General features: G+C 42.8%; 3 protein-coding genes. All 3 read right to left on the bottom strand.

All coding sequences use genetic code 11. The features are described from left to right. Nucleotides 1-6,471: choice-of-anchor Q domain-containing protein (locus tag H1R81_RS27175; RefSeq protein WP_220275331.1), on the bottom strand; the 6,471-nt coding region annotated here is incomplete at its 3' end. Between the two features lie 92 nt (nt 6,472-6,563). Further along, nucleotides 6,564-6,917, bottom strand: coding sequence for a LytTR family DNA-binding domain-containing protein (locus tag H1R81_RS27170; protein ID WP_181843665.1), 354 nt, complete (start codon nt 6,915-6,917; stop codon nt 6,564-6,566). A gap of 729 nt (nt 6,918-7,646) precedes the next feature. Continuing rightward, nucleotides 7,647-7,800, bottom strand: a 154-nt coding sequence (locus H1R81_RS27820) for a 3-coathanger stack domain-containing protein (protein WP_409013578.1), incomplete at its 5' end; no start/stop codon positions are given.

Below are 7,800 nucleotides of genomic sequence, written 5' to 3'. Positions count from 1 at the left end.
ACCAGAGGGCGCTGAAGTAAAGGTCCCTCCCGAAGTTCCTGTTAAGGTTACATTGGCCGGACTCGCTGATTTACAATAAGGTGTTCCCCCATAACTAATTGTAGCACTTGGACTATCTGTAATCGTTACACTCGTAGTAGCAGTAGCTGAAGCACAGCCCCCACTGGCAGCTATCGTATAAGTTACTGTATAAGTTCCTGCCGTACTGCTATTGGGAGTTATCTGTCCCGATGAACTGTTCAGACTCAATCCTACAGGGGAAGCAGTAAAAGTTCCTCCCGAAGTTCCTGTTAAAGTAACATTCGCAGGGCTGGCTGTTTTACAATAAGGCGTGCCTGTATAAATAATTGTTGCACTTGGCGCATTAGTAATCGTTACACTGGTGGTTGCCGTAGCTGAAGCACAGCCTCCACTGGCAGCTATGGTGTAGGTAACCGTATAAGTTCCTGCTGTACTACTTCCCGGAGTTATCTGTCCTGATGAACTATTGATTGTCAGACCTGAGGGCGCTGAAGTAAAAGTACCCCCAGAAGTTCCTGTCAAAGTAACATTCGAAGGGCTGGCTGTTTTACAGTAAGGGGTGCCCGCATAGCTAATTGTAGCACTTGGACTATCCGTAATTGTTACACTGGTAGTAGCAGTAGCTGAAGCACAGCCTCCACTGGCAGCTATCGTATAGGTTACTGTATAAGTCCCTGATGTACTGCTATTTGGGGTAATTTGCCCTGATGAACTGTTGATTGTCAGACCTGAGGGTGCTGAAGTAAAGGTCCCTCCCGAAGTTCCTGTCAAAGTAACATTCGCAGGGCTGGCTGTTTTACAATAAGGCGTACCTGCATAACTAATCGTTGCGCTTGGACTATCTGTAATGGTTACACTGGTGGTGGCCGTAGCAGAGGCACATCCTCCACTGGCAGCTATGGTGTAGGTAACCGTATAAGTTCCTGCCGTACTACTTCCCGGGGTAATTTGTCCCGAAGAACTGTTCAGACTCAATCCTACAGGAGAAGCCGTAAAGGCTCCTCCCGAAGTTCCTGTTAAGGTTACATTGGCCGGACTCGCTGATTTACAATAAGGTGTGCCGGTATAACCAATCGTTGCACTTGGACTATCTGTAATCGTTACACTGGTGGTTGCCGTAGCTGAAGCACAGCCCCCACTGGCAGCTATCGTATAAGTTACTGTATAGGTTCCTGCCGTACTACTTCCCGGGGTAATTTGCCCCGATGAACTGTTCAGATTTAAACCTACAGGGGAAGCAGTAAAAGTTCCTCCCGAAGCTCCTGTTAAAGTTATATTGGCCGAGCTGGCCGTCTTACAATAAGGCGTACCTGCATAACTAATCGTTGCACTCGGGCTATCCGTAATGGTTACACTGGTGGTAGCAGTAGCTGAAGCACAGCCCCCACTGGCAGCTATGGTGTAGGTAACCGTATAAGTTCCTGCCGTACTGCTATTGGGAGTAATCTGTCCCGAAGAACTGTTCAGACTCAATCCTACAGGAGAAGCCGTAAAAGTTCCTCCCGAAGTTCCTGTCAAGGTTACATTCGCAGGGCTGGCTGTCTTACAATAAGGGGTTCCGGCATAACTAATTGTAGCACTTGGACTATCTGTAATCGTTACACTGGTAGTAGCAGTCGCAGAAGCACAGCCCCCACTGGCAGCTATCGTATAAGTCACTGTATAAGCACCTGCCGTACTACTCCCCGGAGTTATCTCTCCCGTTGAATTATTGATTGTTAAACCCGAAGGCGCAGAAGTGAAAGTACCCCCAGAAGTTCCTGTTAAGGTTACATTGGCCGGACTCGCTGTTTTACAGTATGGCGTGCCTGTATAGCTGATACTTGCTGAGGGACTATCCGTAATCGTTACACTCGTAGTAGCAGTCGCAGAAGCACAGCCCCCACTGGCAGCTATCGTATAAGTCACTGTATAAGTTCCCGATGTACTGCTATTTGGTGTGATCTGTCCTGATGAACTGTTGATTGTCAGACCTGAGGGCGCTGAAGTAAAAGTTCCACCAGAAGTTCCTGTCAAGGTTACATTGGCCGGACTCGCTGATTTACAATAAGGGGTTCCGGCATAACCAATCGTTGCACTTGGACTATCTGTAATCGTTACACTCGTAGTAGCAGTAGCTGAAGCACAGCCCTCACTGGCAGCTATCGTATAAGTAACTGTATAAGTATTGGCTGTACTGCTGTTTGGGGTAATCTGTCCTGATGAATTATTGATTGTCAGGCCAGAGGGAGCAGAAGTGAAAGTACCCCCAGAAGTTCCTGTCAAAGTAACATTCGCAGGGCTGGCTGTTTTACAATAAGGCGTGCCTGTATAACTAATTGTTGCACTTGGCGCATTAGTAATCGTTACACTGGTAGTAGCAGTCGCAGAAGCACATCCTCCACTGGCAGCTATGGTGTAGGTAACCGTATAAGTTCCCGATGTACTGCTATTTGGGGTAATCTGTCCCGATGAACTGTTGATTGTCAGACCTGAGGGTGCTGAAGTAAAAGTACCCCCAGAAGAACCTGTCAAGATTACATTCGCAGGGCTGGCTGTTTTACAATAAGGCGTGCCGGCATAACCAATCGTTGCACTTGGACTATCTGTAATCGTTACACTGGTGGTGGCCGTAGCAGAAGCACAGCCTCCACTGGCAGCTATGGTGTAGGTCACTGTATAAGCACCTGCCGTACTACTATTGGGAGTAATCTGTCCTGATGAACTGTTGATTGTCAGACCTGAGGGTGCTGAAGTAAAGGTTCCTCCAGAAGAACCTGTTAAGGTTACATTGGCCGGACTCGCTGATTTACAATAAGGTGTCCCCCCATAACTAATTGTAGCACTTGGACTATCTGTAATCGTTACACTGGTAGTAGCAGTCGCTGAAGCACAGCCCCCACTGGCAGCTATCGTATAAGTTACGGTATAAGTATTGGCTGTACTACTCCCCGGAGTTATCTGTCCCGAAGAACTATTGATTGTCAGACCTGAGGGCGCTGAAGTAAAAGTTCCACCAGAAGTTCCTGTCAAGGTTACATTGGATGCACTCGCTGTTTTACAATAAGGGGTTCCTGAATAACTAATCGTAGCATCTGGCGCATTAGTTATTGTTACACTGGTAGTTGCTGTAGCAGAAGCGCAACCCCCACTGGCAGCTATCGTATAAGTCACTGTATAAGTCCCTGATGTACTACTTCCCGGGGTTATCTGTCCTGATGAACTATTGATTGTCAGACCGGAAGGCGCAGAAGTAAAGGTTCCCCCAGAAGTTCCTGTGAATGTTACATTGGATGCACTCGCTGTTTTACAATAAGGGGTGCCTGAATAACTAATCGTTGCACTTGGCGCATTAGTAATGGTCACACTCGTAGTTGCCGTAGCAGAGGCACATCCCCCGCTGGCAGCTATCGTATAGGTTACTGTATAAGTCCCTGATGTACTACTTCCCGGGGTTATCTGTCCTGATGAACTATTGATTGTCAGACCTGAGGGTGCAGAAGTAAAAGTACCTCCAGAAGTTCCTGTCAAGGTTACATTGGATGCACTCGCTGTTTTACAATAAGGCGTACCTGAATAACTAATCGTCGCACTTGGTGCATCAGTTATCGTTACACTCGTAGTTGCCGTAGCAGAGGCACAGCCCCCACTGGCAGCTATCGTATAAGTTACGGTATAGGTATTGGAAGTACTACTGCCCGGTGTGATTTGTCCCGTTGAACTATTGATGGTCAGACCGGATGGCGCAGAAGTAAAGGTTCCTCCTGATGAACCCGTTAAACTTACATTGGCAGGACTCGCTGTCTTGCAATAGGGTGTGCCTGAATAACTAATCGTCGCACTTGGTGCATCAGTTATCGTTACACTCGTAGTAGCAGTAGCAGAGGCACAGCCTCCACTCGCAGCTATCGTATAAGTTACGGTATAGGTATTGGAAGTACTACTGCCCGGAGTGATTTGTCCCGTTGAACTATTGATGGTCAGACCAGATGGCGCAGAAGTAAAGGTTCCTCCAGATGAACCTGTTAAGGTTACATTAGCAGGACTCGCTGTTTTACAATAAGGCGTACCTGAATAATTGATGCTGGCACTTACCGTACAATTCAGATAAGTAAATGGTACGATATACTCACAAGCTCCACCGTTTGGTGTTATTTTCACATATAGCGTTTGTGAGCCAGAACCTACACTACCATTAGGTGTAAACGTGTTAGGTGGAGTGAAAGTACCTGCTGAAATTGTAGCATTATCATCAGTAAAAATCCCGTTGATTGTTCCATTAAATGCTCCACCATAAGTAAAGATTGGTAATGATGAGTTATTCACAATAACTGCGTTAGAACCAGTATTATTAAAGGTAGCAGAGTTAGCTAATGATCCATAGGTCAGAATCCCATTATTATTAAAAGTACCCGAACCATCAATAGTCAAAACCCCTCCGATTTCCATTTCTCCATTATTAGTTACTGTCGAACTAATAGAACTAAAGAAATTATTTGAAGTTCTGAAAGTGGCACAGCTGTAGTTATTAAATAAGGTCTGGTCATAACATGCAGCTCCTCCGGTCATGTTTATTGAACCATGGTTATTTAGCTGCCCTTGCGTTAATGAAATAGCTCCGGTGGTTCCTGACCCATTGACAGTTGCCCCTGCTTCATTATTAAAAGACTGAATACCGTTGTTTACTGAACTTATTATTATTGCAAAATCTGCGTTACTTGTCAGCGTTGCACCCGTTTTATTGTTAAAAACAGCCGTAGATGCTATTAACAAACCTCTGTTTTTGGAAGATGAGATAGTAATTGTACCATAATTATCCAAAGTAGAGGCATCATCAATTAATAAAGCTGAATAAGCAAGATTACTCGCATTCGTATTGCTTACATTGAGGGTACCATGATTTGTTAGAGAAGCATTATAAAGTGACACAGGTTTATCATTACTCATTGAAACTGTCAGCGTAGCACCGCTATTAATAGTGAGATTAACCCCCGCACCGATTATTTCAACACTTTTTGCTACTGCGAATCCCGAACTTATTACCGGAGTATTAGTCGTAGTATTAATTCTCACAGGATTTGTAGCCGTTGGTACTCCATTCGGCGACCAGTTACAGGCATTGGCCCAGTCAGTGTTTACTGAACCATTCCAGGTCATTAATTCAGTTGAGTTGGCTACCTGACTACAAGATGAAGCTATGTATTCATAGGCTCCCATATCTGCATTTGTTCTGGTATTACCATCTCTATCAACTGTAGGAGCACCAACACCCGTTCCAGCATTTATACCTGGTGAAACTGAAGATAAATGTAAATCTCCTACAATTGTTGGAGCGGAATTAAAAACAGGCTGTGAAATAAAAAGCGGATCTAAATCAAGGTTTCCTGCTCCGGCATAACCACCTTCTATTATGCAATAAGTAGCCGTTACGCTTCCACCGTTATTATCAAACAGAGAGTTGTTTCCCCACATTATGGTATTCTTAAGAACTGCATAAGAGCTATTGTTTCTGATTACCCCCCCCACACCCGAAGCTTTATTACCACTAAAAGAACAATTGGTAATGGTAACAGTAGATGAACCACCAAATGTTCCTGTGTTTACCATAGCACCTCCATTGTTGGCAGCATAGTTTCCGCTAAAAACACAATTAATAATGGTTGTGTTACATACTCCTGACTCTCCATGATTATTAATCGCACCACTGTTATATGCTGCTGAATTCCCGATAAATGAGCATCTGTCAATAGTAGGGCTACTATTCCCTGACGTACCATAATTGGCTAATCCGGCACCGCTATCATCTGATGCGTTTGAAATAAAGATACAATTAGTAATTGTAGGACTTGCGTTACCTCCGTTTGTACCATCGTTGTACATTCCCCCACCTAAAAAGGCCGAACAATAAGTAATTGTACAATTACTTATTGCAGGGTTTGAGCTATTTCCTGAGCCTGAGCCTTTATTGTAAATCCCGCCGCCATAACCGGCAATAGTGTTGCCTTTGTTATTATTTGCTCCTGTTATTTTAAAACCATCTAAGATGGTTGCGTTAGTTACATTAGTAAAGGTTACGATTCTATAAGAGTTATCAGTTTGGTTACTAAAATCAATATCATCGTCGTTGAGGTCTCCTGAAAGAACTGTCAGATTAGTAGTAGAAATCAGATTCATATTCCGGGAAGCCAGTGTGCTTTCATTTCCGGCAAAACCACCGTAAACCTTTACATCCGTTGGAATAATAAAAGTGATACTTCTATCGCTTGCATCTGGTTTATAGGTACCGGCAGCTACCCATATTTCGTCTGAAGCACCAGCAATAGTTAATGCCGATTGCAAATTTGTAAAGGCGTTTGCCCAGGAAGAACCATTATTTGAGCCTGAAGTAGCGTTTACATTGACATAATACCGCGTTGCTAATACGCTTTGGCTTGTCAGTAAAGCCATAATTAAGTAAATGAGTTTTTTCATGTTGGTAGAAATTTTTGGGTTAAGGGGCATGATAGTTCTCAAAAAGCAGAGAAGAGTTTCTGGTCGGAAACTCTCTCCGACTTTTTATCTTTCTACCATGAAAGTTCTTTGGTTGCTCTAATAGCACTTTGGCCTGAAAGCCTTTGGAAATGCTTCGTTCTCCTTCTTGATATTTTATATATCTCGTTGTTTCCCATTTTTATCTGTGATGAGGACTGTTCGTAACCCACTATATAACTAAGATTAATAAGAACCGAACGGTTAGGCCTGAAAAAAGGAAATTGTTGCAGGCGTTTGGCAAGTGTACCAAGCGTAACTGATGACAAAACTGTGCTGCCATCTTCCAGATACACTTGCGTATAATTGATGTCTGCCTTCAAAAGCAAAACAGTCGTAGGGTCAATTTTTAGTCGCCCTCCAAAAGGAATGAGAAGTTCGTTATTCATGGTAGTTGATTTTTTTGAAATCAAAAGTAGCGTAATGAAAGCCTTGTATGTTAGCCCATTTTGAACATTCTTTTCCTCATTTTGAACCTAAATGATACAAAACAGTACTTTTCCTGTTAAACTACAATGATACGAAGAGTACGGCGCTAAGGGCTTTTAGTTTTCAGGGTAATTCAAATAAAAAGCTATCCATTTATTCAATAGATATTTTTCAGAAAAATTCAAATAATGTATTTTAATAGTTAGAGACTAAATCTTTAAAGAAGTATTTGCTGACAGATTCTTTTGTAAGGTCAGTTATTAATTTTGAAAGAAAAGCAATTCTGGAATATAATTAAATGGTCGTGAGAACCAGTCAATGGTCACTTCCAGCTTGCGGAGATTGTAAAAGCAGGAGTTTTTCTAAGTTAATATTGAACTTGTATAAGGTTATTGAAGAATTATTAATTAAGATGTCTATGAAGCAGTCCTTTTGTTTTGCGAACAAAAATATCGGTTAACCGATGAGCACTCACTCCGGCAGTCCGACTGAATAAAATTATACTTAAAAGTAGATTTTATCCTGTTTGGATGAAGTTAAAAGAAGAACCCTTCTCTCAGAAGAAAAAAACGAAAATTATTACGGCAATCTTTCATAGAGTGAAGTTAAAACGGGCAACCCTGCCATTTATAATTGTTAACTCTTATACAATAGCAGGGTTATCCTTCTAAGTGAAACTTGATTGTCTTTTAATTTCCGCAAACATGAATCTCGGCTTTGAATACACCTCCACTCTCTACCACAAATCCGGGTGTAAGCACAATACTATTTCCTGCCTGATAACTCACATTACCCGTAGCTGTCACCTTGTTACTGGCATTAATAACACTACTCGCTTTCCGC

The sequence above is a fragment of the Emticicia sp. BO119 genome (genome assembly GCF_013912375.1).
Taxonomy (GTDB): domain Bacteria; phylum Bacteroidota; class Bacteroidia; order Cytophagales; family Spirosomataceae; genus Emticicia.
Note: the sequence above shows the minus strand (reverse complement) of the source record. Positions and strands in the feature narration are given on the sequence as shown.